Here is a 25,232-nt window from a genome sequence, read left to right as displayed (position 1 = left end):
ATGAAAAAACAAAAAACAGGTTTTACGCTTGTTGAAACGCTCATTGGGGCCGCGTTGTTTTTGGTTATTGCCGTAAGTGTTTATCAGGGCTACTTGTCGGTGCTTCAGGCGGTCCGTCTTTCAACGTCCAAAATAGTCGCGGCAAACCTCGCAAACGAACAGTTTGAAATCATTCGGAATCTTCCGTATAGCGATGTCGGTATTATCGGAGGTTTGCCTTCAGGGAAAATCCCGTATCAACAAACGATTGTGCGCGACTCATACACGTTTCTCGTTACCTCAACCATCCGTAATGTTGACCTTTCCTTTGACGGTACTATCGGCGGAAGTCCGAACGACCTTTCCCCGGCTGATAATAAACTTGTCGAAATAACCGTTGATTGCACGACGTGCAATATATTTACACCGCTTACATTTACAACCCGAATTGCCCCGAAAAATCTTGAAACCGCCTCGACGAACGGTGCTTTGTTTGTTCGTGTGTTTGATGCAAACGGGGTAGACGTACCCGATGCCTCCGTCCATATTGAAAGCGTCTCGGGAACTCCCGCCATAAATATAAACGACGTGACCAATTCGCAAGGAATGCTCCAGATTGTCGATATCCCGCCCGGAGTTGAGCGGTATAAAATTACTGTTTCCAAGGAAGGATATTCAACCGTAACCACGTATTCAAGCAGTGAAGTCAATAATCCGGTTTCTCCGCATGCGACAGTGGTTTTACAGCAGGTGACTCAGTCAAGTTTTGCCATAGATCACACCGCAACGCTGTATCTTTCAACGGTGCGTGACAATTGTGCGGCTGTGGTTGACGTTCCTTTCACGCTCACAGGGTCAAAACTTATTGGGGCCGACCCGAATGTCATCAAGTTCAGCCAGAATTACCAAACTGACAACTCCAACGGAACAGAAACAATCACAGGCTTGGAATGGGACACCTATACATTGGTGGTTACCGACGCGTCCCACGATCTCATCGGTTCGAATCCCTTATTTCCTTTTGACGCCAATCCCGGGGCGATACATAACGTCCAAATCATACTTGCTCCGGAAAACCCCGACAGCCTTATGGTGACGATAAAAGACTCTGCGACGGGACTTCCTTTATCGGGGGCATCGGTTACTCTGGATGACGGTGCTTCGTATACGGAAACTCTTGTGACCGGACGAGGTTTCTTAACCCAAACTGATTGGTCGGGCGGTGCAGGACAAGCGTTTTTTGTTGACACGAATAAATACCTTGATTCCGACAGCAATATTGAGACCAACAACCCTGCCGGTATCATGACCCTTAAGCAAATATTCGGTTCATATGCTTCCGATGGGTGGCTTGTCTCATCGACATTTGACACGGGCTCGGAAAGTAATTTTTACAATATTATGTGGCAACCCCAAGACCAACCGCCGGCGACCGGAGCGGAGAGTGTGCGCATCCAAATAGCGACGACAAATGACCAGGCTACAACAACGTGGAATTATCTCGGTCCGGACGGTACGGCGGGCACATATTATACGGTTTCAAACTCCAACATTGCTTCTGCCCACAACGGCGACAGGTATTTGCGGTATAAAATATTTTTACACACCGATAATTCCTCCTTCACTCCGACTGTTGCCGATATTTCTTTTACTTTCACTTCCGAATGTACCCCTCCCGGGCAAATTATTTTTTCGGGAATTTCCGCAGATACCTATACATTGACGGTTTCCAAGCCCGGATACGATACAACTGTTGTTGAGGGTGTGCTTGTGAGTAGCGCGTGGCAACAACGAGAGGTTATTTTAATTCCAAGTCCGTAAAAAATGTTCAATAAGAAAAAAAACCAAGCGTACCCACAAAAAGGAATGTCTCTCCCGGAACTTGTTGTTGTGGGAGCGATTGCCGGCATTCTCATCCTTGCCGTGGGAACATTTCAGAGGAACATTCTTTATTTCGCGGGGTTTATAGACAAAAGTTTGCTTGGAACACAGGATGCACGTTCCGTGTTGCGTATTATGGTTCGTGAAGCGAGAAGCGCTTCGCCATCGGGCATCGGGGCGTATCCGATAGCCGAGGCGGGAACGCAAAGTTTTGCCTTTTACAGCGATATCGACAATGACGGTATTCAAGAAAGGGTGCGGTATTTTCTGTCCGCGACCGATCTAAAAAAGGGAGTGATTGAACCGACGGGGAGTCCTTTGCAATACAATCCGGCATCCGAACAGGTAACAACACTTCTTGCTCGTAACGTTCAAAACGGAGCACAGCCCGTTTTTACCTACTACGATACGAACTATGACGGCACGACCGCACCTCTTTCTCAGCCCGTAACCACCGCAACCATCCGTCTTGTGAAAATCAGCATTGTTATTGACGCGGACCCTAATCGGGAACCTGCTCCCAAAACATTCACAAGCCAGGTATCACTTCGGAATCTGAAAGATAACCTATGAGAGACGACATAAGAAAAAAGAATAGGGGAGTCATCATCGTTAACGTCCTTGTTTTCGCTTTCATCGCAATTGTGGTGACAACGGCCTTTGTGAGTTGGACTTCGCTTTTGCTTAAGGCTATCCGGCACATTGAAGTCCGGGAACAGGCGTTCCAAATTGCCGAAGCCGGCGCCGACTATTATCGTTGGCATCTTGCTCATGACGCCGATGATTATCAGGATGGAACCGGAGGTCCCGGCCCGTATTATCACGATTTTTACGATAAGGACGGAAACACAATCGGACAGTACAGACTCGATATTACTCCTCCTGCTACGGGCTCAACCATAGTGACTGTTCGGTCAACAGGAATTGTCACGTCGCCTATTTCCGTGTCCCGTGCCATAGAGGTCCGTCTTGCCATTCCGTCTTTTGCTAAATACGCTGTAGTGGCAAGTGACAGAATGCGCTTTGGAGAAGGGACCGAAGTGTTCGGGCCCATTCACTCGAATTTCGGAATCCGTTTTGACGGTTTGGCCCACAATATTGTCACAAGCGGTCAAAGTACAACAACAGACAGCGACTCCGATGCGTGTACCGTCGCCTCATGGGCGGTGCACACGTGTCTTTCCCCAGCGGATCCTGTGCCTCCTACGAACCCGCCATTGCGTCCCGATGTCTTTGAGGCCGGACGGCAATACCCGGTCGCCCCCGTTGACTTTTTGGGAATCACTTCGGACCTTTCCAATATAAAGGCCCTCGCGCAATCCGGTGGAAGGTATTTTGCCGCGTCCGGTTCACTCGGATACCATATTGTGCTTAAAACAAACGACACGTTTGACTTGTATCGCGTCAATACGGTCGTCTCGACTCCGTCGGGATGCGCTTCATCTCAAGAAAACTGGGGAACGTGGAGTATCAATACCCAGCAACTTCTCGGAACATACGCCAATCCGGCAAATGGTCTCATTTTTCTTGAAGACCATGTGTGGGTAAATGGAACCATAAATACGGCCCGTCTCACTATTGCCGCGGGACGTTTTCCGGATAATCCGACACAACGCCGCGACATTACCGTAAATAATGATCTTCTGTACACAAATTATGACGGCCAGGACGTTATTGCCCTTATTGCCCAACGAAATATAAACATAGGTATGGTATCCGAAAACGATTTGCGTATTGATGCCGCTCTTGTTGCCCAGAATGGTCGAGTCGGACGGTTTTATTACGCTCCACCTTCAGGAGGTTCCCAACGTTGTTCCCCGTATCATGACAGAGACACTATTACTTCGTATGGAATGATAGCCACGTACCAACGTTATGGTTTTGCGTATACCAACGGTACCGGCTATGAAACAAGAAACATTATTTACGACGGCAATCTCTTATACGGCCCTCCACCGAACTTTCCTTTGACCTCCGACCAGTATTCAACGATTTCCTGGAAAGAAATCTGAAGACCGCCCCACACAAGTGGGGCGGTCTTGCTATAATGGGGGAATGAAAAAATCAGAGAAACTCATTGTGGGTAACTGGAAACTTAACCCGACAAGCAAAGAAACGGCTAAAAAAACCTTTCTCTCTATCCGCAAAAAGCTCGCAAAAATAAGGAAAAGCAAGGTGGTAATCTGCCCTCCGTTCCCGTACCTTTCTTTATTACAGCCTCTTGTAAAAGGAAAGATTATTCTTGGTGCACAAAATGTTTTTTGGGAAAATGAAGGAGCGTTTACCGGGGAAGTGGGGTCAAAAATACTTAAAAACGTTGGGGTAACATACGTAATCATCGGCCACTCCGAACGGCGCGCTCTCGGCGAGACCAATGAAATAGTCAATCAAAAAATAAAAATTGCTCTCAAAGACGGACTCAAGGTTATTCTTTGCGTCGGAGAACGGGAACGCGATACTCACGGAGAATATCTTCAATTCCTCTCTTCCCAAATAAAACAGTCTCTCGACAAGGTCCAAAAAAAATCTCTTGAGAACGTTATTGTTGCCTACGAACCTGTCTGGGCGATTGGCAAAAGCGACAGTGAAGCTATCACGGGCGCCTCGCTCCATGAAATGGTGCTTTTCGTAAAAAAAGTCGTGTCCGATGTATACGGATACAGTGCGGGAATGAGTATGGCGGTTCTCTATGGGGGTTCGGTAAGTCCCCGCAACGCCGAAGACATTTTGGGCAAAGGTGAAGTTGACGGTCTTTTGGTTGGACGACAAAGTCTTGAACCCGAAGGTTTTGGAGAAATTCTTTCAATCGCGGAAAAATTGTAAAACATGCGTACCATTAAAGACATAGACAATTACGCGGGTGTCAGAGTTTTTCTGCGCGCTGATTTCAATGTGCCTGTTCTCTCGGGAGCCGTCATGGACGATTTCCGTATTGCTTCCGCGCTTCCCACCATCCGTTTCTTAAAAGAACGCGGCGCAAAAATTATTCTCGCAAGCCACTTTGAAGGAAAAGAGGAAAACTCTTTGTATCCGGTATTTGAATATCTGCAACAATTTTTCCCGCTTACTTTCGAGAAGGAGTATCTCGGCTCATCCGCTTTTGTGGATACAATGAAGGGGGGTGACATTGTCCTCCTTGAAAACCTGCGTCTCAATCCGGGAGAAAAAGAAAATAACGAACAGTTCGCCAAATCCCTTGCCTCTCTTGCCGACGTCTACGTCAACGAAGCCTTCCCCGCCTCCCACAGAACACATGCCTCAATCGTTGGCGTACCAAAATTCATCCCCGGATATGCGGGATTTCGTTTTATTGAAGAGGCAACCCAGCTTGGGGGGATAATGAATCCGGAGCATCCTTTCACATTTATTTTGGGTGGCGCAAAATTTGACACCAAACTGCCTCTTATAGAGAAATTCTTTTCTCTTGCCGATACGGTTGTTGTCGCGGGCGCACTTGCAAATAATTTTCTCAAAGAAAAAGGATTGTCAATCGGAAAATCCTTGTATACCGAGGGAGACTTTAACCTTGGAAATTTTTTAAATGACGAACGCCTTATCCTTCCGGAAGATGTCGTTGTAGAAAGGCGTGGCACGTCTCTTTCGATTCCTGTTTCTCACATCCAGGACAATGACAGAATCGTCGATGCGGGAGAACACACGCTTGAAAAAATCGTTGACGCGGTCAAGCGCTCAAAATCACTTTTATGGAACGGACCCTTGGGTGCCTATGAAGAAAGTTTTACCGAAGGGACGCTTGCTGTTGCAAAAGCCATTGCCGATTCTGATGCGCACTCTGTTGTCGGAGGAGGGGACACAATCGCTGCGATTGCAAAACTCAAACTAAACGATAAGTTCTCCTTTATTTCCACGGGAGGAGGAGCAATGCTTGATTTCTTGGCAAAAGGAACATTACCGGGAATTGAGGCACTGTCGTAGTTTCCCTTGACGCATATAGAATTTGTATTAGCATTGGCAAAAAGCTCTTTGATTGTGAACTAAAAAAAGGAGGTTCAGAATGTATTCCCAGTTTAAGCTCGACATACTTGCCATTCTTTGCACTATCTTACAAATTTTGTTGCTGGTAGTTATTTATATGATACTCTCTTTAGAATCCTCCGGTTTGCCTGTGTCTCGCTATCTCTATGAGGCAGTCGCAATTTGCGGATTTGCTTCAATAGTGAAGTTTTTTCTGCCACCCCCGCCAAGTGATAATCTCGCATTCCGATCGGTTGTAGCAATATCCGGTTTTGGGGTGATCATTATTTCTATGTTCTCTTGAATGTATTCTTGAATCCTAATCGCCACACATATGTATGTGTGGCGATTTCTTATTTTATTTTTTACAATGCCTTTTTTATATTCTCGGCGGCTTCTTTGAATTGTTCAGGAGTGAAATTTGGTTTTGCCGGCCAATGATGAAAACCGTCGTTTGAATAACGGGGAATGATGTGAACGTGGATGTGGAAGACAAGCTGTCCCGCTGCAGGTTCGTTGTTGTTGGCAATATTTATTCCTTCCGCGCCCATCCCTTTCTTCACGGCCAGAGTCACTTTCTTTACGGTTGCCATTATCTGTCCCAGAACTTCATCGGGGGTTTCATATACGTTTTTGAAATGCTCCTTTGGTATAACAAGGCTGTGTCCGAGGTTGTTCGGTTCAATGTCTAAAAAAGCGAACGTGTGTTCGTCCTCGTAAATTTTATCCGAGGGCACCTCTCCCCGCGCGATTTTGCAAAAAATGCACTCTTTTTCTTCCATGTTACACTCATTATACATGAGGAAGATTGTCTTCAAAAAACAGGAAATTCCGAAAGAACTGATGGATTTACCCGTTCTTCTTGCTACCCTCCTTTCCAATCGTGGAGTGAACAACGCAAAAGAGGCGGACATTTTTTTAAACCCCGACTATGAACGAGACCTCCATGACCCGTATCTATTGAAAGATATGGACAAAGCCGTCAAGCGCATTCTTTCGGCGGTTGAAAAAGGAGAAAAAATCGTTATTTACAGCGATTATGACGCGGACGGTATTCCGGGCGCAGTCATACTTTCGGATTTTTTCAAATACATCGGTTACACAAATGTTTCCGTATACATTCCGCATCGCCATGACGAAGGGTACGGGGTGCATAAAGAGGCGATTGACGAATTTTCGGAGCAAAATGTTTCTCTCATCATTACCATAGACTGTGGTACGACGGATGTTTCACCCATCACCCTCGCCCAATCTCGCAACATCGACGTCATCATTGTTGATCATCATGTGCCGGGAGAAAAACTTCCTCCGGCATATGCGATTCTTAACCCAAAAAGAGACGGATGCGAATATCCCGAGGACATGCTGTGCGGAGCGGGAGTGACGTTTAAACTTATTCAGGCGCTTCTTTTGGTAAAAAACTTTAATCTGCCGAAAGGAAAAGAAAAATGGATGTTGGACATGGTAGGTATCGCAACACTTTCCGACATGGTGCCTCTGACGGGTGAAAACCGCGCACTCGCTTTTTATGGTCTTACCGTTTTGCGTCACGCACGACGTCCAGGAGTAAAAGCGTTGCTTGAATCGGTGAAAATTTTCCCGTCGAAACTTTCCGAAGACGATATTTCTTTTATGATTGCCCCGCGCCTCAATGCAGCCTCGAGAATGGGAGACCCGTATGACGCGTTCAAATTATTGTCGACGGATGACAGACAGGAAGCACAGATGCTTGCATCGCATTTAAACTCCATAAACGATGAACGCAAAGGAATCGTTTCTTCTCTCGTTAAAGAAATCAAACACGTGCTTTCGGAACGGAAACTTTCAAATGTTGTCGTGGTTGGAAATCCTAAATGGAAACCGTCTTTGCTCGGTCTTGTTGCAACGCGTATTGTCGAAGAATATGAACGACCGGTTTTTTTGTGGGGACGAGCGGAATCGGAATCCATAAAAGGCTCGTGCCGTTCGGAGGGGAATACGGATGTTGTGTTATTAATGGAAGGTGCGAAAGACCATTTTCTGAAATTCGGCGGGCACAAACTTGCCGGCGGATTTTCCGTTTCGCACGAACATATTCACACACTTGAAGACAGTCTCAATAAAGTATTCAAAACGATTGAACACGTGGCCGAAGAATCGCTTATGCACGTTGACACAACCCTTTCTCTCGATGAAGTGAACGACAGAACATACGGTATTGTTTCGTCGCTTGCGCCGTTTGGAATTGCCAATCCCAAGCCGACATTTCTTTTCAAACAGGCGGATGTTTTTGACGTTTCACTGTTCGGCAAAGGAAAAGAGCATCTCAAACTCACGCTCTCGTCTCCCAACGGCAATCGGGTTTCAGCCATCGGATTTTTTATGAAACCGGAAAATCTTTCTTTCCCCGTTGAAAAAGGAGAAAAAACAAATCTTGTAGCGACGCTTGAAAAATCTTATTTCGCTGGTCGAACGGAATTACGCTTGCGCATCATTGATACGGTAGGATAAATCTTTCTTGTTATACTGAGTGTAATGAAGAATCAGACGATTATTTTTGCGGACGGTGCTTCATCGGGGAACCCAGGTAATGGGGGATGGGGAAGTATTATTGTCCAAAATGAAACGGTTGCGGAATTGGGAGGTGCGGCAAAAAACGTAACAAACAATGCCATGGAATTGGAAGCGGTTGTGCGGGGACTCTCGGCTGTGAAAAATGATACGCCGATCATCTTATTTACCGATTCCGCATATGTCGTGAACGGAGCGCAGAAGTGGCTTACGAACTGGCAGACACGCGGATGGAAAACAAAAGCCAAAAAAGAAGTCGCTAATCTTTCTTTGTGGCAAGATCTTGCCCGTCTTATTTCAGAGAAACAGATTGAGTGGAGGCATGTTTCCGGACATAGTGGACTTCCCGGAAACGAGCGAGTGGATATGATTGCCGCATCATTTTCAACGAGCACGGATATGAAACTCTATATCGGCCCGCTTCCCAAATATGGCATTGATATTTTAAATACCGACTATGACGAAGGAAAAAGAGAAAAACGCGAAGAAGGCAAGTCAAGAAAAAACGTGAAAGCGTACTCGTATGTGAGTCTGCTTGACGGTGTTATTCGGATTCACACAACATGGGGCGAGTGCGAGAAGGCCGTGAAGGGAAAACCTGCCCGGTTTCGAAAAACAAGCGACGACTTGGACGAGACGGCGCTCATAAAGGAATATGAAGGGCTTGGCGGCAGGGTTGTATAGTTTATTTTTCGGCTTTGTGGGCGGAGTTTTCCTCCGCTCTTTTGTTTCTCTTGATATTTATTCAATTTGTTTTTTCTTTCTCATTTCCTTTTATCTCTTTGTGTATTTTTTCTTTCTGAAGAAAACGCGCGGAAAAATCTTTGTGCCGCTTGCCTCTCTGGCAGTTTTCTTTTTGGCATTTGCTTTCGGGTCATTACGTTTCCATTTCGCTGTTCCGCAAGAGCGTTTCACGGATTTTGTTTCAGAACGTATTTCCGTTTCCGGGATTATCGTTGATGAGCCGCGGGAAGGGGACACGACCGCTCGGATTATCCTTCTCGCGCAGAACATAAATGGGACTGAAATTCCGGCCAATTTTTCCAAGAAAAACAAAATTCTTGTTACCACAGATCCATATCAATCGTTTCAGTACGGCGATACGGTTTTCCTTTTAGGCATACTTGAAAAGCCGAAGTCATTTGAAAATGAATATGGAATTACCTTCGATTATGTTTCGTATCTGAAAAAAGACGGCATTCTGTATACGATAAAAAATGTGCAGATACAATCGGTTTCGCCGAGTGCAAGTTTCTCTTTAAGACGGGAATTGCTTGCCATGAAAAAGACATTCACCCAAAGCCTTATCCGCACTCTTCCGGAACCGCACGCTTCCCTGGTTGCGGGAATGTTGCTCGGTGAAAAACAGTCTATTCCGAAAGATGTTGAAGATGAATTCAGGAAAACGGGCATTATTCATATTGTCGTTTTGTCCGGTTACAACATTTCTCTCGTGGTGCTGGCAAGCCTTTGGCTTTTCTCTTCTTTTCTTCCGCGTACAATCGCATATGTCCTCGCGTCGACATTTGTGTTGCTGTTCGTTTCAATGGTTGGTTTTGAAGCGAGCATTGTCCGCGCGGCGCTCATGGCCCTTGTTGTTATTCTTGGGAAATTGCTTTATCGGCATGCCGCTCCGGTGCGGCTGTTATGTCTTGTCGCTTTTCTTATGATACTTTTCAATCCTTATACCGCCGCTTTCGACCCGTCATTCCAGTTGTCTTTTCTTGCCACACTCGGGCTCATAGCAATTTCTCCCCTCATAGAAAAATATTTTTCAAAAATTCCGGCACAGTTTAAAGAAATTGCCGTTGCAACCATTGCCACGCAACTCCTTGTCTTACCTTTGATTGTTTACCGGGGAGGGGAGTTCCCGCTTATGGCGTTTCCGGTCAATCTTTTAGTCCTCCCTCTTACTCCGCTTATCATGTTTAGCGGTTTTGTGACGGCGTGTGTCGGTTTATTTTCTCCCGTGCTTGCAGCGCCATTTTCTCTTTTCACTTCTATTATTTCTTCATATGTTTTTGCCGTTGCCCATTTCTTTTCAAATCTTCCGTTTTCCGTCGCGGTGATTCATTTGTCCGGTTTTGTAACCGCTGTGTTATATATTTTTATTTTTCTATTTTTATTTCGACGAGCGAGAAGCGTGTGAGCATGTCTTCATGTTCATAGCGTTCGAGTCGAAGTCGAAACAAAGTGTTTAATACCCTTTATTTCCAAAAAAAAACAGCCCGTCTTGATGTATATCAAGACGGGCTGTGAGTTTTTGAGAGAGTCGTTTATAGAATATTTCCTATAACCCGATTGAGGCCAGCCTCCAATTCCGGTAATGCTTGAGGGAATTTCAGGTTGACCTTGTTTGCCGTGCTGACTATCCGAGTCCTGTAAATTATCCAATCCGACTCGTCGCTGACGTTCTGCGTCAGAGAGGTCGATGTTCCTTGCCTTATGCTCCCGGCCATTTGTTGAGAAACTTTTTTATTCGAATGGGCGGAAACCTGCACGTCCGTAACCATCATATAGGTTACGTCCTTCACGCTCGCGTTTATCATTGTTTCAATCAGTCCTCCCAGAAGTGCACCGCCGATACCTCCTGCAGCCGCAGTTCCGTATCCTCCGCGAGATCCGATAGATGCTCCGGCCACTCCGCCGACAAGCGCTCCGCCGTAGCCGTTGAGAAGCGATTGCTGTGCGGCCGAAAGCGATGTCTTTTCGGCTTGTAGCAAATTAACCTGAAGCCTTAGGTTGTGAGGCTCTTTGTAACTTGAGACTATTCTATAGCCCCTTGCTTGAAGAGTTGAAATGATTCCTCCAAGGTCGACGTCTTTGTCGGACGTGTTTTTCAAATCAACCCAAACGGTTTTGTCCCCCAATTCCTCGGGAGACAGAAAGATGGTGTCAGACATTTTTGTCTGAACATCAAGGTTTTTGTGCTCCATTGCAATCTGGGTTGCGGCGCATCCGCAGAGCGAAAAGATTGTAACAATTGCAATAACAAAAAGCATAAAGGTTCTATACCTCATAGCCCCCTCCTTTTTCGGTTGGCAATGAACTTAATCTTTAAAATAGACTCTCAAACAGACTCTCTCTTCTACTCGTAGAATAGTCTTGTTTTGCAAGAAGTCAAATGACCTCTTTCAATCTTTTTTCCACAGTCTCCCAATTAATGTTGGAAAGAAAGGCTGTAATATGCTCTTTTTTTTGTGCGGGGAGATAGTCCACCATATATGCATGCTCCCACATATCCATAGCCAAAATTACAGGCAAAGAACCGAGGTGCCCGATGTGATGTTCGTCTACCCAAATGACATGAGGAGTTTTGCCAATGGGGTCGTAGTAGAGAATTGACCAGCCGTTTCCGCGCGTGAGTCCGACGGTCGTAAAGTGCTCGATAAACTTTTGCCAGCTTCCGTATTTTTCGGAAACGCTTTTTGCCAATTCGCTTTCGGTATTCGCTTCCTTGGAGCCTCCTTCAAATGATGTGAAATAAAATTCGTGCAAACGCATGCCGTTGAATTCAAAAGCGAAGCGACGACGGATTTCCGAAGCAAGATAATTATTCTTTTCCGGCTCGGTGTTCAATTCCTGTATCCGCTCGCGGATGAGGTTGACGTGCTTGACGTATCCATCGTAGAGGACCAAGTGTATATCAATCTGCTTTTGCGAGATTCCTTTTAACGTCGGGATGCTGAATTTTTGTGGTGAGTATGTATGCATAATATTCCCATTTTATCACATTTGTGTTTTTTGAATTCAAAAAGTCAGATAATTTTTGGCCTTAAATATTGATTTTTCCATTGATATGTGGTATTATTATGAGATGAAACGCGAGAAAGAATTAAAACCGAGCGAAATGCAGATATCTCTTTCTGCTTTTTTGGAATTCTATAATAAAAATATGCCCGAAGGCTATCCGCGCGCCTCTGTCGAGTTGTTAAAAAAGTTTCAAAGCGCACACTCAATGCTTTTTAAGCACGGCAACCTATGGTCGCTTGACCAGCATCGCAAAAAACTTATCGATTGGCTTCCACGAAACGTCAACGTTTCATAATCAAGCCTAAAGAAATTAAGAAAATCTCCTTGTGCTAAAATAGGTTAACTAAAACATTGTATTAATAACACACGTAGTCAATTTGCATGTACATAGACAGCGAAGGAAACATTTTTGGTATCCATCAGGCCAACAAAAACGCGAAGTACCCACTTGAAGAAACGTAAACACAGAAGTAGTTTCCAATGAATTACTACACACGTTTCAGGGTTTTTGTTCTCGTCTTTCTTTTTATTGTCAATGGTTTTATATGGTATGCGGTTTATGGCGAAGAGAGGGGACATCTTACTGTCACCTTCCTTGATGTCGGACAAGGTGATGCAATTTTTATTCAAGCACCAAACGGAAATCAAATGCTTATTGACGGCGGAAAAGGGAAAGCGGTGCTCTCGCAGCTTTCCAAAGTGATGCCCTTATATGATAAATCTATAAATATCGTGCTTGCCACCCACCCTGACGCCGACCATATCGGTGGGCTTCCCTCGGTGTTTGAACATTTCAATATAAAAACTTTTATTGAACCGGGAGTTTCCTCCGATACGGCGATATATAAGACACTTGGAAAATCTGTTGCTAATGAAGGTGCTAAAAAAATTCTTGCAAGGCGCGGAATGAAAATCAATTTGGGAAGTGGCGTCTCTTTTCTTGTCCTGTTTCCTGACAGAGATGTCACTGATTTTGAAACGAATACCGCCTCTATCGTGGGAATTCTTACTTATGAGGAATCATCCTTTCTTTTAACCGGGGATTCTCCGAAAGAAATTGAAAATTATCTTACATTTCTTAACGCAACAGGCGTTGATGTTGATGTCTTAAAAGCCGGACATCACGGGTCAAAAACTTCCACGGGAAAAGCATTCGTAAGCGCGACTTCTCCGGACTATGCCGTGATTTCCGCGGGTGAAAATAATTCATATGGGCATCCGCACGCGGAAGTCCTTCAGACCCTCTCCGATTTTGGCGCACAAATTGTACGAACTGATGAAATGGGAACAATCATATTCACCTCTGACGGGGGAGAACCCGTACTTGCAAACTAAAATCCGCCGAGAGGCGGATTGGGTTAGATAAGGCCTGCTTTTTTTAGAGTGGCGAAAGCACCGTTCTTTTGGATTGTCTTTATTGCTTTTGTGGAAAGCATCAGAGCAATTGTTTTCTTGAGTTCCGGAATATAGATTTTCTTTTTCTGAATGTTGACCTGCTTCCGGCTTTTCCCGACAGGGTTAAACTGCGTGGCACGCGTTCTGTTGCTGTAGCCACCGCCGTTTTTCGATGATTTGTTTGTTATCGGGCAAATATTAGCCATATTTTTGTAATTTAGTACCTGATGGTATCATTAACGACATTACTATGCAAGAGTTGGACTTCATTTTTGCCATAGCCATTCTTATTATGTCCGTTGTTTCTCACGAGGTGTCGCATGGCTATATGGCCCTTGCTCTGGGAGATGATACGGCAAAAATTTCCGGAAGACTGACACTTAACCCGTTTCGCCATATCGACCCCCTCGGATCGGTAATTGTTCCCGCGATTTCTTACTACGCGGGAGGATTTATTTTCGGGTGGGCGAAACCGGTTCCGTACAATCCGTACAACCTTAAAAGTCCAAGGTGGGGAGAGGCCCTCGTCGCCGGCGCCGGTCCTGCAACAAATCTTGTACTCGCTAGCGTATTTGGGCTGCTCGTGCGTTTCGGTCTTTTATACGGATTTCTTCCGGAAACTTTTCTTTCAATCGCGGTGCTTCTTGTTCAGATAAATCTTATATTGGCGGTTTTTAATCTTATCCCTATCCCACCGCTTGATGGTTCAAAAATCCTTTTTGCCCTTTTTCCGCACCGTCTCTATGAGTGGCGGGCCCGCATTGAGGAATGGAGCCTTTTTCTCCTCCTTATATTTGTATTCTTTCTTTGGGGATTTATTACGCCAATTGTCGCCTTTCTCTTCTCTCTTATTACCGGTATTTCGTTCCAATGATGCTTGCATTTTTAGGCCGACCATATTAAAGTATTGGCTACTAAAGCGGAAGCGCTTTTTTGTTTATTTTGACGAGCGAGGAGCGGCATTCCTGCTCATATGTTTCCGCAACGTTAAAACAAAAATCAGGTTTTTATTTTGACAAGTATGTCGACGATCAACCAATTGGTAAAACACAAAAGAAAAAGCCCAAAACGGAAGTCAAAGACCCTTGCTCTGACACGCGGTTTCAACGTGCTCAAAAACCGTCCCATTGCTTACAACTCTCCTTTCAAGAGAGGTGTGTGCACGAAAGTAACGACCAAAACTCCAAGAAAGCCTAACTCCGCTATCCGTAAAATCGCCCGTGTGCGTCTGACAAACGGAATGGAAGTAACCGCCTATATCCCCGGGGAAGGACACAACCTTCAGGAACACTCGGTTGTGCTTGTCCGCGGAGGAAAAGTTCGTGACGTCGGTCTCCGTTATACAATCGTTCGCGGTATTCTTGACGCGTCTGGAGTTGAAGCCCGCCGAAAAGAGAGAAGTGAATATGGAACCAAGAAACCAAAATCTTCATAACATATGCGCAGAAAACTAAGTAAAAAAATAGAAATTCGACCCGATTCGACCTACCAGTCCGTAAAGATTTCGAAATTCATCAATTACATAATGAAAAGCGGGAAGAAAAACACCGCACGCACGCTTGCGTACGCAACATTTGACGTGCTGAAAGAAAAAGGGAAAACCGAAAGCCCGCTTGAAATTTTTGAAACCGCACTCAAAAACACCGAGCCTTTGGTTGAAGTCCGTTCCCGACGTGTCGGTGGGGCAAACTATCAGATTCCCCGCGAAGTTCGTCCGGAACGAAGACAGTACTTGGCAATGAAGTGGATTCTTGACGCCGCCAAAGCAAAAACCGGAGTACCGATGCACATGCGTCTTGCCGATGAAATTCTTTTGGCAAGCCAAAATCAAGGCGAGGCCGTCAAAAAACGAGAAATGACTCACAAAATGGCCGAAGCAAACAAAGCCTTCGCTCATTTCGCCTGGTAATTATTTTTTAATAGAGCAGTATACATTTAGTTTTTTATGAATCGCGATTATCCCCTAGAGAGAGTCAGAAATTTCGGTATCATCGCTCACATTGACGCCGGCAAAACAACGACGTCAGAGCGTGTTCTCTTTTACACGGGAATGACGCACAAAATCGGGGAAGTGCACGAAGGAGACACAGTAACGGACTGGATGGAACAGGAACGAGAGCGCGGCATTACGATTACCGCCGCCGCCATTACTTGTTTTTGGAATCCAACCTACATGAAGACGGATGTTTCGGAAAAATGTCGCTTTAACATTATTGATACTCCCGGGCACATCGATTTTACTGCCGAAGTGAAACGCTCTTTGCGTGTTCTTGACGGTGCGGTTGTCGTCTTTGACGGCGTTGCCGGAGTAGAACCGCAGTCCGAAACAAACTGGAGGTATGCCGACGAAGGGAACGTGCCCCGTATTTGTTTTATCAACAAACTCGACCGAATGGGAGCGAGTTTTGAACACTCGTATAAAACAATTCTTGACCGACTAAGTAAAAAAGCCGTGCGCATGCAAATTCCCATCGGTCATGAAGAAAATCATAAAGGAGTTATTGACCTGCTTACAATGAAAGCGTTTTACTTTGACGGACAAATGGGAGAGGAGGTCCGCGAAGAAGAAATTCCGGCGGAGTTTCTCGACGATGCGAAAAAACATCGCGCGGAACTTATTGAAAGAATCGTTGAACACGATGACGCTCTCACGCACGCATACTTTGAAGGAAAAGAAATCAGCCTTGCGGATTTGAAGAAGACGTTGCGCAAAGCCGTTATCGAGGCGAAAATTTTCCCTGTTCTTGCAGGCTCCGCTCTCAAAAACAAAGGAGTTCAGCTTGTCTTGGATGCTGTTGTGGACTATCTTCCATCTCCTCTCGACATGCCCGCAGTCGTAGGGACCGACCCCAATACGGGAGAGAAAATTACCCGGCACGCGTCAGACGAAGAACCGTTTGCCGCTCTCGCATTCAAACTTCAAGTTGACCCGTTTGTCGGACAACTGACATTTTTCCGCGTGTACTCCGGAACGATTGAAGCGGGGACATACATTTACAACGTTTCAACGGGGAAAAAGGAGCGCCTTTCCCGCATCGTGCGATTGCAGGCGAATGCACGTGAAGAAGTGCAGACGGTTTATGCCGGGGAAATTGCCGCGGCTGTCGGACTAAAAGACGCAAAAACTTCTCACACGCTTTGTGATGAAAATAATCCTATCATTCTTGAAGCGATTAAATTCGTTGACCCTGTTATTTCCTTGCGCATCGAACCTAAGACCAAAGCCGACCAGGAAAAAATGGGCATGGCGCTCAAACGTCTTTCCGATGAAGACCCGACGTTTAAAATTTCTTCAAATCCCGAAACGGGCGAAACCATTATTTCAGGCATGGGCGAATTACATCTTGAAATCATGGTTGACCGCATGAAGCGGGAATTCCATGTTGAGGCAAACGTCGGCAAACCGCAGGTTGCATACAAGGAAACCATTACCATGGAAGCGGAAGCCGAAAACAAATACATCAAGCAGTCAGGCGGAAAAGGCCAGTATGGCCACGTCAAAATTACGGTTAAACCTCTCGAAAAACTTGTTGAGGGGAAGAAAATTCCCAAAAATACATACCGCGAAGACCACTTTGAATTTATAGACTCCATCAGAGGAGGCATTATTCCCGCTGAATTTATTCCGGCCGTAAAGGAAGGTGTTAAGGAAGGAATGAGTAGGGGAGTTGTTGCGGGGTACCCGATGGTTGATGTTTCAGTCGAACTGACATTCGGTTCATATCACGATGTTGACTCTTCAGAAATCGCATATAAAATTGCCGCATCACAGGCGTTTCAGGATGCCGCCCGCCGCGCTAAACCGGTATTACTTGAACCGATTATGAAAGTTGAGGTGTTGACTCCGGAAAAATTCATGGGTGATGTTACAGGAAGCCTCAGTTCAAAACGTGGTCAGATTGAAGGAATGGATGACCGCGCGGGTCTCAAAGTAATTCGGGCGAAAGTTCCTCTTTCCGAACTTTTTGGCTATGTCACTTCTTTGCGTTCAATGACGGAGGGCCGTGCAAGTACCAACATCGAGTTCGATCAATACGCCATTGTTCCTCAAAATGTCGCTTTAACTATCGTTGAAGCAAGAAAATAAATTAAAAATCCGCCGAAAGGCGGATTTTCTTTCCGAGAGCACGGCCTACTGGTTGACTATTGTAAGCCTTCTGTTATGATGTGTTCTACGCTTACGCGTGGTGTTTTTGTTTTTATTTAACACCGCAAGTCGATTATTAAAAGAGAGGTTAACTGTCTAAATTGAGCAACCTTCTCGCGCGCTCAATTTATACAGTTAATCCAGCTAAATTGTAAATTACACATGGCAGATTTTGATCGTTCAAAACCGCACATCAACGTGGGTACAATCGGACACGTTGACCACGGCAAAACGACGCTTACTGCGTCCATCCTCCGCACACTCGACCTCAATAAAGACAAGGGGTACGGTGCGCGTGTTGAGGCGGTCGACCAGATTGACAATGCTCCCGAAGAGAAAGCGCGTGGCATTACCATCGCCTTGCATCATTCGGAGTATTGGACCCCTACCCGTCACTACGCTCACATTGATGCACCGGGACACGCGGACTACATTAAAAACATGATCACCGGTGCCGCCCAGATGGACGGTGCGATTCTTGTTGTTGCCGCAACCGACGGTGTTATGCCTCAGACTCGCGAGCACATTCTCTTGGCTCGTCAGGTTGGTGTACCGAAAATTGTCGTATTTCTAAACAAATGCGATATGGTTGCCGACAAAGAACTTATCGACCTCGTTGAAGAAGAGGTGCGAGAGCTTCTCTCCAAACAGGAATATGACGGAGCAAACGCCCCGATTATCCGCGGCTCGGCTTTAAAGGCTGTTGAAGCCTCTTCTGCCGCCGATGAATGGTCTCAGAAAGTTCTCGAACTTATCAACACACTCGACACGTACATTCCGATGCCGAAACGAGAAGTCGACAAGCCGTTCCTAATGCCTGTCGAAGACATCTTCTCTATTGAAGGCCGTGGAACCGTTGCTACCGGAAAAATCGAACGCGGTACCGTGAAAGTCGGAGAAGAAATCGAGCTTGTTGGTCTTAAACCTACCTCAAAAACTACCGTTACCGGAATCGAAATGTTCAACAAGTCTCTCCAGGAAGGTATGGCGGGAGACAACGCCGGAATTTTGCTCCGTGGATTGAAAAAAGAAGACATTCACCGCGGACAGGTTCTTGCAAAAACAGGTTCGGTCACTCCTCATACGGAGTTTGAATCGGAGGTGTATGTCCTCAAGAAAGAGGAAGGAGGACGCCACACGCCGTTCTTTACCGGCTACAAACCTCAGTTCTACATCAGAACGACAGACGTGACAGGAGATGTCACCTTGGCGGAAGGAGTAGAAATGGTTATGCCGGGAGACAATGCCAAATTCAAAGTAAAGCTTGTTGCGCCGATTGCTCTTGAAGAGCAACAGCGTTTCGCTATCCGTGAAGGTGGTAAGACGGTTGGTGCCGGTGTTGTTACAAAAATCATCGCCTAACCCATGAGCAAAGAGACGACAGGCACAAAAGCAAAAACGACAAAGGCGGCAAAGACTTCCAAAAAAGAAGGTGTGCCGCAGCGTTTGCGGATACGGGTGAGCGCGTACGAGTATAAAATTCTCGATGTTTCGGTAAAGCAGATAATGGACACCGCAATCCGCTACGATGCGGAGGTGCAGGGCCCTATTCCGCTTCCAACGGAAATCAAGAAATATACCGTTAACCGCTCATCCTTTGTCCATAAAGATGCGCGAGAGCAGTTTGAAATGCGAGTTCATAAGCGTCTCATTGATATCATGAATCCGACACAAAAGCTTATAGAGTCGCTCACAAACTTGAGCTTGCCGTCCGGCGTCAACATAGACGTCAAAATGCTCTAACATTTAATGAGCTTTCATCCGGCTCTTCTCTCCTTCGGGGGAAGAAGGGCCGGATCCTAAGCTCCTTAACCTCTTTTTGAAGGGGGATAGACAAATGATTGAAAAATCGGTAGCATACGGAGTTTAAAGACACAATATGAAATTTCTTATCGGAAAAAAAGAAGCAATGACACAGATTTTTTCGGAGGACGGGAAAGTCCATCCGGTGACTGTTATTGAAGCTGGACCTATTGTTGTTGCACAAATTAAAACCAAAGAAAAAGACGGATATAGCGCGATTCAATTCGGTTTTGGTGCTGCAAAGGAAAAACGAATGACTAAGGCCGAAAAAGGTCACCTTAAAGAAGTCGGCAATCTTGCCGTACTCAAGGAATTTCGTGTCACGCAAGAAGAAGCTGGAAAAATGAAGAACGGAGACCGTCTTGACGTCTCAATTTTTTCTGAAGGAGAAAAGGTTACCGTATCTGCAATTTCGAAAGGAAAAGGTTTCCAGGGCGGGGTGAAACGACATGGTTTCCACGGAGGACCCAGAACCCACGGTCAGAAACACTCGGAACGCGAACCCGGTTCAATCGGCGGAGGTCTTCGAACCCGTGTTCCGAAGGGAATGAGAATGGCCGGACGCATGGGAGGGGACAGAATTACGGTCAAAAATCTCAAAGTGATTGCGGCAAATAAAGAAAAGAATCTGCTTCTTGTACAGGGAGCGGTTCCGGGGCGCCGTGGCACCGTAGTTGAAATCAAAGGATAATCATCATGGAAGCAAAAATTTACAACCAGGAAGGGAAAGAAGTAAAAACAGTCGCGTTACCGGAGGATATTTTTTCGGTTGACTGGAATGCCGACCTTGTGCATCAAGTTACAACTTCAATTCTTTCGAATGCTCGCAATCCGATTGCTCATACCAAAGACAGAAGTGAAGTACGCGGTGGAGGAATCAAGCCATGGCGTCAAAAAGGCACCGGCAGGGCTCGTCACGGCTCAACCCGTTCCCCGATATGGGTGGGTGGTGGAGTAGCTCACGGTCCTCGAAACGAGAAGAAATATGGCAAAAAGGTAAACAAGAAGATGAGAACGAAAGCGTTATATGCCGTGCTTTCAAGAAAGCATAAAGACGGAGAAATTTTATTTATTAACTCGATTGCAATTTCCAAACCCTCGACCAAGACAGCCAAAGGGGTTGTAAGTGCCCTCTCCTCAATCAAAGGTTTTGAGTTTTTTACATCACGAAAAAGAAACCTTGCCTACATTGCTTTACCCAAACAAGAAGATGCTGTTGAAAGAAGTTTTCGTAATTTCGGGAACTTGAGTATAGAGCCGGTATCGCAACTCAATATAGTGGATGTTCTCAATAACAAATACCTTGTTGTTGTCGGTCCCGATGTATTTTTCAAAACCGTGCAAGATAAGAAAAAATAAATAATTTTCAATGGTCACACTCAAGGTAAAACAAAATAAAGCTCCGAAAGCAGAAAAAGCGGAGAAAAAAGAAAAAAACGAAAAGGTAATTTCGTCTCATGACAGCCGAATTGAATCGGTTATCAAACGTCCTCGTATTACCGAAAAAGCGACTTTTTCCGCCTCAAAAAACGTCTATGTATTCGAGGTTTCTCTGGAAGCGAACAAAATGGAAGTAGCAAGAGCGATTAGACATGTGTATTCGGTTACTCCGCAAAAAGTCCGTATCGTAACCATTCCTTCGAAACGTGTTTTTGTCCGTGGTACGTGGGGCATAAAAAAAGGAGGACGAAAGGCCTACGTATACCTTAAGAAAGGAGACAAAATAGAAATTGTTTAACCATGAAAAAATATAATCCTATCACCCCATCACAGCGGCAAATGACCGGTATACTCTACCGAAAGGAATTGACCGCATCGGAACCCAAAAAATCTCTTACCAAAGGGGTACACCGTTTTGTGGGAAGAAGCAAAGGAAGAATCAGTACCCGACACAAGGGAGGCGGACACAAACGCCTTTTCAGAGCTGTTGATTTTATGTTTGATAAAAAAGATATTCCGGGAAAAGTAACTACTATCGAATACGACCCTAACCGCAGCGGCTTTATCGGTCTTCTCACATATGCCGATGGAGAAAAACGGTACATATTGCTTCCTCAAAAAGTAGTGGTGGGTGAAACACTTATCGTATCGGAGAACGCCCCTCTTAAACCGGGGAACCGACTCCCTCTTTCCCGTATTCCTCTCGGAACATTTATATATAACGTAGAAATCAAAAGCGGAGGAGGGGCAAAGCTCGGACGCAGTGCCGGAACCTATATCCAAATATTGGCTAAAGATAACGGCTACGCCGACCTGAAGATGCCGTCGGGAGAAGTGAGAAAAGTTCCGGAAACAGCCTGGGCATCGCTCGGAGAGGTTTCCAATCCCGAAAGCAAGCTTGTCGTCATAGGGAAAGCGGGGCGCTCCCGATGGCTTGGCATTCGTCCGACGGTTCGGGGTAATGCCATGAACCCTGTTGATCACCCTCACGGTGGTGGTGAAGGACGCCAGGGCCGCGGACGAAAACGCGCGAAGAGCAAATGGGGTAAACCGACAGGCAAAGGACAAAAGAGCCGAAGAGCAAACAAATATTCAAACAATCTTATTGTTTCCCGACGCGGAAAGAAAAAAGCATAATACCAAAACACTCTCCAAATTTCTCGGAGAGTGTTTTTTATTCGATTCTCGATTATAATATTCCATATGCCGAATAACGTTGAGTTCTACGAAGAAGAAAACTTTGGCGTCGTAAGACGCTCGCGCCAACTGCGCCCACTTTTTGTAAAGTGGGTTATGAGTACCGGTATAGCCAAAAATGAAGACCAGGCGAACGTTATTCTTGTCATCCTGGCCATTTTCATATTTGTTCTTAGTGTCTTTGTTTTCATTTCGATTTTCAGCGGGAATGGCAATATTCCTGCCGAAGGGCAAAGTCTCGCCTCTTTTTGAAAGGTCGGAAGTGGGGGAAAGAAGCCCGTAGAAAGGCCGCAACTTGACTATTAAAATCGGTTTGTTATCATTACGTCTACGCGTTTTTACGCGTTTTTTGTAATTGTTTTATTCAACAACCTATAGCCCATGACCCGATCACTACGCAAAGGTCCATACGTCTACGAAAGACTTCTAAAAAAAATTGGAGGTAAAAAACCGGAACAGGCCGGCGTTGTTAAGACGTGGGCCCGTGATAGCCAAATTGCTCCCGAAATGGTCGGCTTCACCTTTGGCGTGCATAACGGAAGGGAACATATTCCCGTACTCGTAACCGAAGACATGGTGGGACACCGCTTTGGCGAATTCGCTTTGACACGCAAGTTTGTTAAACACGGAGGAAAGATGCAGAAAGAGCTTGAAATAAAACAAAAAGAGTCGGAGATTGCAGCTGCTCAAGCCGCTAAAACAACAACCACTCCGGGTGCAGCCGCCGCACCGGCCGCTAAATAAAGACTATGGCAACAGCGATTCTTCGTAATTTAAGGCAGTCACCAAGAAAAGTACGATTACTTGCCGATGTTGTGCGTGGGAAAAAAGTTCCTGCCGCTCTTATAATTTTAAAACACGCGACGAAACGCAGCGCCTCTCCTCTTTTGAAACTTCTCGAGTCGGCAGTTGCAAACGCAAAAATGCAGAACCTTTCCCCTGAATCTCTGATAGTTAAGGAGATAACCGTCAATGGAGGCGCTATCGCGTACCGTCAAATGCCTCGGGCTCGCGGTACGGCTTACCGTATCCGAAAAAGAACAAGTCATATTTCTATGACGTTGGAGGAACCCGTGACAAAGAATAAGAAAAAGACCGCCAAAGAAAGCCAAGAAAAGAAATAAACATCATGTCTCATACCGTTCACCCATATGCGCATAGATTAGGCATCATCAAGGATTGGAAATCCCGTTGGTTTTCCACGGGTAAAAAATATCGGGAATTTCTTAAAAGCGACATCCTCATCAGGAAATATCTTGAAGAAAGATTGAAAGGTATGTATGTGGCGTCCATAGAAATGGAGCGTAGCGAAAAAGCCCTACGGGTTATTATCGAAACTTCACGTCCCGGAATGATTATTGGACGAAATGGGGAAGGAAGCACCAAGCTTCGCGACGACCTTGTTGCTTTTATACAAAAAAACAAACTTTCAGCGGCGGGTGAAATCAAAATAGACATCAAAGAAATCCGTTCACCGGAATCGAATTCCGCTATTATTGCTCAAATGATTGGGGAAGGTCTCGTAAAACGCTTGCCGTTTAGACGTGTGGCAAAACAAACTCTTGATAAAGTGATGGCAAACCGGGATGTGCTGGGAGCGAAACTTATTCTTTCGGGCCGTCTCGGAGGAGCCGAAATGGCCCGTATAGAAAAATTGAAGCGAGGACGCATTCCGCTTCAAACGTTCCGAGCCGATATAGATTACTGCGCATATGAAGCGCTGTTGCCCTACGGGAAAATCGGTATTCGGGTATGGGTGTATAAGGGAGAAGTGTTTGAGAAAAAATAAACCACCACCATGTTATTCCCTAAAAAAGTAAAATATCGCAAGTGGCATACGTTCAGAGAACATCCGACAAAAGTCGGTGTTGCTTCTCGCGGCACAGCAATCTCTTTCGGTTCTTTCGGCCTTAAGGCAATGAGTCCGAGACGTGTCACTTCAAACCAACTTGAATCCGCCCGAAAGGTACTTGCTCGCGGAGCCGGAAAAACGGGCAAAGTATGGCTTCGTGTTTTCCCGGACATGCCATTCACAAAAAAGCCTGCCGAAGTAAAACTTGGAAAAGGGAAAGGAGATCCTTCGGGATATCACGTTCCCATCAAACCGGGACGCGTTATCTTTGAGATTGACGGAGTATCGGAAGAGGCCGCCCGCGAAGCGCTTCGCAAGGCGGGAACCAAACTCCCGCTCAAGACAAAAATCGTCAGTCGGAAAGGTTGACGTAAGCGGTTAGTCGGGTAATATGGACAACCATGACTTCTTTTAAAGAATTACAAGAAAAAAACGAAAAAGATTTGATTAAACTGCTCGCCGAAAAGCGGACGGCTTTGAGAAATTTTCGTTTCGGGGGAACCGGAAGTAAAACCAGAAATGTAAAAGAGGGAATGTTTCTTCGCAAGGAAATCGCTCGTGTTCTCACAGCCCTTAAAGGTAAAAAGTCCTAAATTTTATAATGGAAACATCACACGAACAAAACAATACGCCGCGGCAAAACAAGACTTTTAAAGGCGAAGTCGTTTCCGTTTCCATGAAAGATACGGTTGTGGTTCGGGTCTCAGACTACAAAAAACACCCAAAGTATAAAAAATTTCTCGTACACCGAAAACGTTATAAAGTGCACGATGCCGGCAATACATGCAAACTTGGTGATGTTGTGGAGATTGAGGCGACAAAGCCGATTTCCAAAGAAAAGCATTTTAAAGTAAGCCGCATTGTCTCAACGAAAACAATATGATACAGCCACGCTCATTGGTAAAAATTGTCGACAACTCCGGAGGTAAAATCGGCAGGATTTTCAAAATTGTCGGAAGTACGCGCAAACGCTACGCCCAAATAGGGGACATGGTTATTCTTTCCGTCCAAAAAGCGGACCCCCGCAAACTTGTCAAACACCACGATGTTTTGTACGCGGTGGTAGTCCGCCAAAACAGGGCATTCCGAAGAAATGACGGTTCCTATATTCGCTTTGACGAGAACGCCGTCGTGATTCTTGAAAAAGGGAAACAAGATCCGATCGCTGCCCGTGTTTTCGGGCCGATCCCGAGGGAAATCCAGGAGCGAGGATTCCAGAAAATTGCGTCATTGGCTCCCGAAATCGTTTAACGAATACAT

General features: G+C 45.6%; 32 protein-coding genes. 28 read left to right on the top strand and 4 right to left on the bottom strand.

What is annotated here, in order from left to right; all coding sequences use genetic code 11:
* The 5 genes from Q8O71_01965 to Q8O71_01945 are packed head-to-tail and all read left to right on the top strand — an operon-like array spanning position 1 to position 5,796.
* The gene (locus Q8O71_01965; protein ID MDP2705148.1) at positions 1-1,800 is read left to right on the top strand and encodes a hypothetical protein; all 1,800 of its coding nucleotides are present in this window, start codon (positions 1-3) and stop codon (positions 1,798-1,800) included.
* A gap of 3 nt (positions 1,801-1,803) precedes the next feature.
* Entirely contained in the window at positions 1,804-2,433 is a 630-nt protein-coding gene (locus Q8O71_01960; protein MDP2705147.1) for a prepilin-type N-terminal cleavage/methylation domain-containing protein, read from the top strand.
* Positions 2,430-3,872 (top strand): hypothetical protein, encoded by a 1,443-nt coding sequence (locus Q8O71_01955; protein MDP2705146.1) that lies wholly within the window; start codon positions 2,430-2,432, stop codon positions 3,870-3,872. Before Q8O71_01960 ends, Q8O71_01955 begins: the two co-directional genes overlap by 4 nt.
* A gap of 43 nt (positions 3,873-3,915) precedes the next feature.
* A complete protein-coding gene (tpiA, locus tag Q8O71_01950; GenBank protein MDP2705145.1) occupies positions 3,916-4,683 on the top strand; it encodes a triose-phosphate isomerase in 768 nt (255 codons plus the stop codon).
* A gap of 3 nt (positions 4,684-4,686) precedes the next feature.
* Positions 4,687-5,796 carry a phosphoglycerate kinase gene (locus tag Q8O71_01945; GenBank protein ID MDP2705144.1) on the top strand — a complete coding sequence of 370 codons (1,110 nt, stop codon included), beginning with the start codon at positions 4,687-4,689 and terminating at the stop codon, positions 5,794-5,796.
* Between the two features lie 404 nt (positions 5,797-6,200).
* On the opposite strand, the gene Q8O71_01940 is transcribed toward Q8O71_01945, so the two are convergent.
* Positions 6,201-6,617 carry an HIT family protein gene (locus Q8O71_01940; GenBank protein ID MDP2705143.1) on the bottom strand — a complete coding sequence of 139 codons (417 nt, stop codon included), beginning with the start codon at positions 6,615-6,617 and terminating at the stop codon, positions 6,201-6,203.
* 16 nt (positions 6,618-6,633) lie between these two features.
* On the opposite strand from Q8O71_01940, the gene recJ reads away from it, so the two are divergent.
* The 3 genes from recJ to Q8O71_01925 are packed head-to-tail and all read left to right on the top strand — an operon-like array spanning position 6,634 to position 10,534.
* The gene (gene recJ, locus Q8O71_01935) at positions 6,634-8,325 is read left to right on the top strand and encodes a single-stranded-DNA-specific exonuclease RecJ (protein ID MDP2705142.1); all 1,692 of its coding nucleotides are present in this window, start codon (positions 6,634-6,636) and stop codon (positions 8,323-8,325) included.
* Positions 8,326-8,349: 24 nt separating this feature from the next.
* Positions 8,350-9,069 carry a ribonuclease H gene (locus tag Q8O71_01930; GenBank protein ID MDP2705141.1) on the top strand — a complete coding sequence of 240 codons (720 nt, stop codon included), beginning with the start codon at positions 8,350-8,352 and terminating at the stop codon, positions 9,067-9,069.
* Positions 9,041-10,534, top strand: coding sequence for a ComEC/Rec2 family competence protein (locus Q8O71_01925; protein ID MDP2705140.1), 1,494 nt, complete (start codon positions 9,041-9,043; stop codon positions 10,532-10,534). The genes Q8O71_01930 and Q8O71_01925 overlap by 29 nt, the downstream gene beginning before the upstream one ends.
* A gap of 127 nt (positions 10,535-10,661) precedes the next feature.
* Here Q8O71_01925 and Q8O71_01920 read toward each other — a convergent pair whose 3' ends face one another.
* Both Q8O71_01920 and Q8O71_01915 read right to left on the bottom strand, forming a co-directional pair.
* Positions 10,662-11,405: a complement resistance protein TraT gene (locus Q8O71_01920; protein MDP2705139.1), complete on the bottom strand. Its 744-nt coding sequence runs from the start codon at positions 11,403-11,405 to the stop codon at positions 10,662-10,664.
* A 100-nt stretch (positions 11,406-11,505) separates the two neighbouring features.
* Entirely contained in the window at positions 11,506-12,099 is a 594-nt protein-coding gene (locus tag Q8O71_01915; GenBank protein MDP2705138.1) for a Fe-Mn family superoxide dismutase, read from the bottom strand.
* Positions 12,100-12,202: 103 nt separating this feature from the next.
* On the opposite strand from Q8O71_01915, the gene Q8O71_01910 reads away from it, so the two are divergent.
* Positions 12,203-12,433 carry a hypothetical protein gene (locus tag Q8O71_01910; protein MDP2705137.1) on the top strand — a complete coding sequence of 77 codons (231 nt, stop codon included), beginning with the start codon at positions 12,203-12,205 and terminating at the stop codon, positions 12,431-12,433.
* A 185-nt stretch (positions 12,434-12,618) separates the two neighbouring features.
* Positions 12,619-13,473: a ComEC/Rec2 family competence protein gene (locus tag Q8O71_01905; GenBank protein ID MDP2705136.1), complete on the top strand. Its 855-nt coding sequence runs from the start codon at positions 12,619-12,621 to the stop codon at positions 13,471-13,473.
* 23 nt (positions 13,474-13,496) lie between these two features.
* Here Q8O71_01905 and Q8O71_01900 read toward each other — a convergent pair whose 3' ends face one another.
* Complete coding sequence (locus Q8O71_01900) at positions 13,497-13,739, bottom strand: L28 family ribosomal protein (GenBank protein ID MDP2705135.1); 243 nt, start codon at positions 13,737-13,739, stop codon at positions 13,497-13,499.
* Positions 13,740-13,783: 44 nt separating this feature from the next.
* Between Q8O71_01900 and Q8O71_01895 the strand changes: the two genes are divergently transcribed.
* From Q8O71_01895 to rplN, 18 genes are all read left to right on the top strand, one after another.
* Complete coding sequence (locus Q8O71_01895; protein MDP2705134.1) at positions 13,784-14,407, top strand: site-2 protease family protein; 624 nt, start codon at positions 13,784-13,786, stop codon at positions 14,405-14,407.
* A 147-nt stretch (positions 14,408-14,554) separates the two neighbouring features.
* Positions 14,555-14,968, top strand: coding sequence for a 30S ribosomal protein S12 (rpsL, locus tag Q8O71_01890; GenBank protein ID MDP2705133.1), 414 nt, complete (start codon positions 14,555-14,557; stop codon positions 14,966-14,968).
* 3 nt (positions 14,969-14,971) lie between these two features.
* Positions 14,972-15,442: a 30S ribosomal protein S7 gene (gene rpsG, locus Q8O71_01885; protein ID MDP2705132.1), complete on the top strand. Its 471-nt coding sequence runs from the start codon at positions 14,972-14,974 to the stop codon at positions 15,440-15,442.
* A gap of 36 nt (positions 15,443-15,478) precedes the next feature.
* Positions 15,479-17,620, top strand: a complete 2,142-nt coding sequence (gene fusA / locus Q8O71_01880; GenBank protein MDP2705131.1) for an elongation factor G — start codon at positions 15,479-15,481, stop codon at positions 17,618-17,620.
* Positions 17,621-17,842: 222 nt separating this feature from the next.
* Positions 17,843-19,042, top strand: a complete 1,200-nt coding sequence (gene tuf, locus Q8O71_01875; protein MDP2705130.1) for an elongation factor Tu — start codon at positions 17,843-17,845, stop codon at positions 19,040-19,042.
* A gap of 3 nt (positions 19,043-19,045) precedes the next feature.
* Positions 19,046-19,423, top strand: coding sequence for a 30S ribosomal protein S10 (rpsJ, locus tag Q8O71_01870; protein ID MDP2705129.1), 378 nt, complete (start codon positions 19,046-19,048; stop codon positions 19,421-19,423).
* Between the two features lie 136 nt (positions 19,424-19,559).
* On the top strand, positions 19,560-20,174 hold the full coding sequence (gene rplC, locus Q8O71_01865; protein MDP2705128.1) for a 50S ribosomal protein L3: 615 nt from the start codon (positions 19,560-19,562) through the stop codon (positions 20,172-20,174).
* 5 nt (positions 20,175-20,179) lie between these two features.
* Positions 20,180-20,842, top strand: a complete 663-nt coding sequence (gene rplD, locus Q8O71_01860) for a 50S ribosomal protein L4 (protein ID MDP2705127.1) — start codon at positions 20,180-20,182, stop codon at positions 20,840-20,842.
* 10 nt (positions 20,843-20,852) lie between these two features.
* A complete protein-coding gene (locus tag Q8O71_01855) occupies positions 20,853-21,221 on the top strand; it encodes a 50S ribosomal protein L23 (protein ID MDP2705126.1) in 369 nt (122 codons plus the stop codon).
* Between the two features lie 2 nt (positions 21,222-21,223).
* On the top strand, positions 21,224-22,060 hold the full coding sequence (rplB, locus tag Q8O71_01850; GenBank protein ID MDP2705125.1) for a 50S ribosomal protein L2: 837 nt from the start codon (positions 21,224-21,226) through the stop codon (positions 22,058-22,060).
* Between the two features lie 66 nt (positions 22,061-22,126).
* Positions 22,127-22,372, top strand: a complete 246-nt coding sequence (locus Q8O71_01845; GenBank protein ID MDP2705124.1) for a hypothetical protein — start codon at positions 22,127-22,129, stop codon at positions 22,370-22,372.
* Between the two features lie 129 nt (positions 22,373-22,501).
* On the top strand, positions 22,502-22,864 hold the full coding sequence (gene rpsS / locus Q8O71_01840; GenBank protein MDP2705123.1) for a 30S ribosomal protein S19: 363 nt from the start codon (positions 22,502-22,504) through the stop codon (positions 22,862-22,864).
* 5 nt (positions 22,865-22,869) lie between these two features.
* Positions 22,870-23,244 (top strand): 50S ribosomal protein L22, encoded by a 375-nt coding sequence (gene rplV / locus Q8O71_01835; protein MDP2705122.1) that lies wholly within the window; start codon positions 22,870-22,872, stop codon positions 23,242-23,244.
* 5 nt (positions 23,245-23,249) lie between these two features.
* Positions 23,250-23,909, top strand: coding sequence for a 30S ribosomal protein S3 (gene rpsC / locus Q8O71_01830; protein MDP2705121.1), 660 nt, complete (start codon positions 23,250-23,252; stop codon positions 23,907-23,909).
* Positions 23,910-23,918: 9 nt separating this feature from the next.
* Entirely contained in the window at positions 23,919-24,341 is a 423-nt protein-coding gene (gene rplP / locus Q8O71_01825) for a 50S ribosomal protein L16 (protein ID MDP2705120.1), read from the top strand.
* 32 nt (positions 24,342-24,373) lie between these two features.
* Complete coding sequence (gene rpmC, locus Q8O71_01820) at positions 24,374-24,565, top strand: 50S ribosomal protein L29 (protein MDP2705119.1); 192 nt, start codon at positions 24,374-24,376, stop codon at positions 24,563-24,565.
* Between the two features lie 8 nt (positions 24,566-24,573).
* Positions 24,574-24,855 carry a 30S ribosomal protein S17 gene (gene rpsQ, locus Q8O71_01815; GenBank protein ID MDP2705118.1) on the top strand — a complete coding sequence of 94 codons (282 nt, stop codon included), beginning with the start codon at positions 24,574-24,576 and terminating at the stop codon, positions 24,853-24,855.
* Positions 24,852-25,223: a 50S ribosomal protein L14 gene (gene rplN / locus Q8O71_01810; GenBank protein ID MDP2705117.1), complete on the top strand. Its 372-nt coding sequence runs from the start codon at positions 24,852-24,854 to the stop codon at positions 25,221-25,223. The genes rpsQ and rplN overlap by 4 nt, the downstream gene beginning before the upstream one ends.
* The last annotated feature ends 9 nt before the right edge of the window (positions 25,224-25,232 follow it).

It is taken from the genome of bacterium, assembly GCA_030690305.1.
Lineage (GTDB): Bacteria > Patescibacteriota > Minisyncoccia > Phycocordibacterales > JAGLPS01 > JBBUCK01.
The sequence above is the reverse complement of the archived record's forward strand: the minus strand, read 5'-3'. Positions and strand labels throughout refer to the sequence as shown.

Excerpts from the sequence above, each read along its gene's own strand:
- Q8O71_01965 (MDP2705148.1), top strand. The coding sequence starts at position 1 with ATGAAAAAACAAAAAACAGGTTTTACGCTTGTTGAAACGCTCATTGGG.
- Q8O71_01960 (MDP2705147.1), top strand. The coding sequence starts at position 1,804 with ATGTTCAATAAGAAAAAAAACCAAGCGTACCCACAAAAAGGAATGTCT.
- Q8O71_01955 (MDP2705146.1), top strand. The coding sequence starts at position 2,430 with ATGAGAGACGACATAAGAAAAAAGAATAGGGGAGTCATCATCGTTAAC.
- tpiA (MDP2705145.1), top strand. The coding sequence starts at position 3,916 with ATGAAAAAATCAGAGAAACTCATTGTGGGTAACTGGAAACTTAACCCG.
- Q8O71_01945 (MDP2705144.1), top strand. The coding sequence starts at position 4,687 with ATGCGTACCATTAAAGACATAGACAATTACGCGGGTGTCAGAGTTTTT.
- Q8O71_01940 (MDP2705143.1), bottom strand. The coding sequence starts at position 6,617 with ATGGAAGAAAAAGAGTGCATTTTTTGCAAAATCGCGCGGGGAGAGGTG.
- recJ (MDP2705142.1), top strand. The coding sequence starts at position 6,634 with ATGAGGAAGATTGTCTTCAAAAAACAGGAAATTCCGAAAGAACTGATG.
- Q8O71_01930 (MDP2705141.1), top strand. The coding sequence starts at position 8,350 with ATGAAGAATCAGACGATTATTTTTGCGGACGGTGCTTCATCGGGGAAC.
- Q8O71_01925 (MDP2705140.1), top strand. The coding sequence starts at position 9,041 with ATGAAGGGCTTGGCGGCAGGGTTGTATAGTTTATTTTTCGGCTTTGTG.
- Q8O71_01920 (MDP2705139.1), bottom strand. The coding sequence starts at position 11,405 with ATGAGGTATAGAACCTTTATGCTTTTTGTTATTGCAATTGTTACAATC.
- Q8O71_01915 (MDP2705138.1), bottom strand. The coding sequence starts at position 12,099 with ATGCATACATACTCACCACAAAAATTCAGCATCCCGACGTTAAAAGGA.
- Q8O71_01910 (MDP2705137.1), top strand. The coding sequence starts at position 12,203 with ATGAAACGCGAGAAAGAATTAAAACCGAGCGAAATGCAGATATCTCTT.
- Q8O71_01905 (MDP2705136.1), top strand. The coding sequence starts at position 12,619 with ATGAATTACTACACACGTTTCAGGGTTTTTGTTCTCGTCTTTCTTTTT.
- Q8O71_01900 (MDP2705135.1), bottom strand. The coding sequence starts at position 13,739 with ATGGCTAATATTTGCCCGATAACAAACAAATCATCGAAAAACGGCGGT.
- Q8O71_01895 (MDP2705134.1), top strand. The coding sequence starts at position 13,784 with ATGCAAGAGTTGGACTTCATTTTTGCCATAGCCATTCTTATTATGTCC.
- rpsL (MDP2705133.1), top strand. The coding sequence starts at position 14,555 with ATGTCGACGATCAACCAATTGGTAAAACACAAAAGAAAAAGCCCAAAA.
- rpsG (MDP2705132.1), top strand. The coding sequence starts at position 14,972 with ATGCGCAGAAAACTAAGTAAAAAAATAGAAATTCGACCCGATTCGACC.
- fusA (MDP2705131.1), top strand. The coding sequence starts at position 15,479 with ATGAATCGCGATTATCCCCTAGAGAGAGTCAGAAATTTCGGTATCATC.
- tuf (MDP2705130.1), top strand. The coding sequence starts at position 17,843 with ATGGCAGATTTTGATCGTTCAAAACCGCACATCAACGTGGGTACAATC.
- rpsJ (MDP2705129.1), top strand. The coding sequence starts at position 19,046 with ATGAGCAAAGAGACGACAGGCACAAAAGCAAAAACGACAAAGGCGGCA.
- rplC (MDP2705128.1), top strand. The coding sequence starts at position 19,560 with ATGAAATTTCTTATCGGAAAAAAAGAAGCAATGACACAGATTTTTTCG.
- rplD (MDP2705127.1), top strand. The coding sequence starts at position 20,180 with ATGGAAGCAAAAATTTACAACCAGGAAGGGAAAGAAGTAAAAACAGTC.
- Q8O71_01855 (MDP2705126.1), top strand. The coding sequence starts at position 20,853 with ATGGTCACACTCAAGGTAAAACAAAATAAAGCTCCGAAAGCAGAAAAA.
- rplB (MDP2705125.1), top strand. The coding sequence starts at position 21,224 with ATGAAAAAATATAATCCTATCACCCCATCACAGCGGCAAATGACCGGT.
- Q8O71_01845 (MDP2705124.1), top strand. The coding sequence starts at position 22,127 with ATGCCGAATAACGTTGAGTTCTACGAAGAAGAAAACTTTGGCGTCGTA.
- rpsS (MDP2705123.1), top strand. The coding sequence starts at position 22,502 with ATGACCCGATCACTACGCAAAGGTCCATACGTCTACGAAAGACTTCTA.
- rplV (MDP2705122.1), top strand. The coding sequence starts at position 22,870 with ATGGCAACAGCGATTCTTCGTAATTTAAGGCAGTCACCAAGAAAAGTA.
- rpsC (MDP2705121.1), top strand. The coding sequence starts at position 23,250 with ATGTCTCATACCGTTCACCCATATGCGCATAGATTAGGCATCATCAAG.
- rplP (MDP2705120.1), top strand. The coding sequence starts at position 23,919 with ATGTTATTCCCTAAAAAAGTAAAATATCGCAAGTGGCATACGTTCAGA.
- rpmC (MDP2705119.1), top strand. The coding sequence starts at position 24,374 with ATGACTTCTTTTAAAGAATTACAAGAAAAAAACGAAAAAGATTTGATT.
- rpsQ (MDP2705118.1), top strand. The coding sequence starts at position 24,574 with ATGGAAACATCACACGAACAAAACAATACGCCGCGGCAAAACAAGACT.
- rplN (MDP2705117.1), top strand. The coding sequence starts at position 24,852 with ATGATACAGCCACGCTCATTGGTAAAAATTGTCGACAACTCCGGAGGT.